General features: G+C 62.6%; 2 protein-coding genes and 1 pseudogene. 1 reads left to right on the top strand and 2 read right to left on the bottom strand.

Annotated elements, in window-relative coordinates:
* Positions 1-388 (top strand): annotated as a pseudogene (locus EN879_RS35535) (polysaccharide deacetylase); the annotation flags it as partial.
* A gap of 35 nt (positions 389-423) precedes the next feature.
* On the opposite strand, the gene EN879_RS35530 reads toward EN879_RS35535, so the two are convergent.
* The gene (locus EN879_RS35530) at positions 424-813 is read right to left on the bottom strand and encodes a DUF427 domain-containing protein (RefSeq protein WP_013532741.1); all 390 of its coding nucleotides are present in this window, start codon (positions 811-813) and stop codon (positions 424-426) included.
* 147 nt (positions 814-960) lie between these two features.
* Positions 961-1317: a hypothetical protein gene (locus EN879_RS35525; RefSeq protein WP_013532740.1), complete on the bottom strand. Its 357-nt coding sequence runs from the start codon at positions 1315-1317 to the stop codon at positions 961-963.
* Positions 1318-1496: the final 179 nt, after the last annotated feature.

Raw genomic sequence — 1496 nt, 5'->3', positions numbered from 1 at the left:
CAGCGCCGGCAGCCCGGATGCGGTGCTGGCCGAGGTCAAATCGGGGGCCGCCGCTCTTGCCGGGACCGGCGAGCCGGCGCCGAAATGGTTTCGTGGCGCAACCGCCGAATACAGCCCGTCGGCAATCGCCATGATCCGCAAGCTTGGCTTCAAGGTCGCGGGATTCTCGATAAACGGCGACGGCGGCTCCTTGCTCGGCGCCAAGGAAACCGCGCGGCGCATCGCGGCGGCCAAGGACGGCGACGTCATTATCTCGCATATCAACCAGCCGACCCATGCGGCAGGCGAAGGCGTGGTGCAGGGGCTGCTGGCGCTCAAGGCCAAGGGCTTGACCTTTGTGCGGCTCGACGATGCCGAGGGCATCGGCAATAACGGCACCACGGAGTGAGTGGCCAGCCGAGCGTATCCCGCTTCGGCGTTGGCTCAGTCCGGTTTGGCTTCGATCGTGACCTTGCTGGCGTAGAATGCGCCGTGGTTGCCGATTTCAGCCATCTCGTCGAAAGGCCGTTCATAGGCCCACATGGCGTTCTGGCCGGTCTCGCCGGCAGGCAGCACGCTCCAATAGCTTGCATCGCCCTTGTAGGGGCAATGGGTCGAGTGGTCGGTGCGGCCAAGCTTGCCGAAATCGATGTCGGCGAACGGAATGTAGAAGGCCGCCGGATAGGGAGCTTCGGTCAGCACCTTGGCCTTCGCTGTTGAAGCGATGACCACGTCTCCGGCGCGCACGGTAACGGTGCCGGCATAGGGCTCGATGGTGATGATTTTGTCCGGGTTGCGTTGGAAACCGGGTGCGGGGTTGGCGATCTGATCCATGCGGCGGCTCTCCTTGCGTCGACTTTGAGATGTGTCGCGCAAACGCATTGTTCAAGGCCTGCCGTCGCCATGCAACACGCAAACACCTGCCCAGGCCGGCACTGCCGGATCGCGCCTCCGAATATCCTCGATACTTGTCGTCAGCTGTCAGGCAGCGGCCTTGAACACGTCCATGAGACCCGCATAGGCGGCAGCAATACCGGCGACCGGGTTGCTGCTTCTCGATACGGTCTCGACCTTCAGGGAACCACCGCCGGTCGGCAAGGTGAGCAGCAGGAACTGGCGGTTTCCGCCATCGCCGACTGACGCGGCTGCGACGTGCTGGTCCTCGCCCTGGTTCTGGACGCACATCTTGAACAGCAACGTGCCGCCGACCGCTTCCAGCGCGCCGCCGACAACTTCAACAAATTCATCTTCGGAAACAGTCTTTGTGTCCGGCACCAGATCGGCCAGACTTTCGGCAAGCGTACTCTCGAGAGCCTTGTCGTCGAGCTGCGCGTCCATGCGAACCTCTTTCAGTCGCCAATCGCACCCCTTTGCCCGTTAACGAAGCTTAACGCCGACGATGGCCGGATTGTGGCGGTTGTTCCCAATGCAGTGCTCGGCCGTATTGGCGGCTGGACAATCCGTCGGTTCGCTCCACAATGGGACAAAAAGCACAACGCAAAAGCGTGAGGGAGGAC

Origin of the sequence: Mesorhizobium sp. M7A.F.Ca.AU.002.02.1.1, from assembly GCF_003998535.1 — a bacterium.
GTDB classification, from domain to species: Bacteria; Pseudomonadota; Alphaproteobacteria; order Rhizobiales; family Rhizobiaceae; genus Mesorhizobium; species Mesorhizobium ciceri.
The sequence above is the reverse complement of the archived record's forward strand: the minus strand, read 5'-3'. Positions and strand labels throughout refer to the sequence as shown.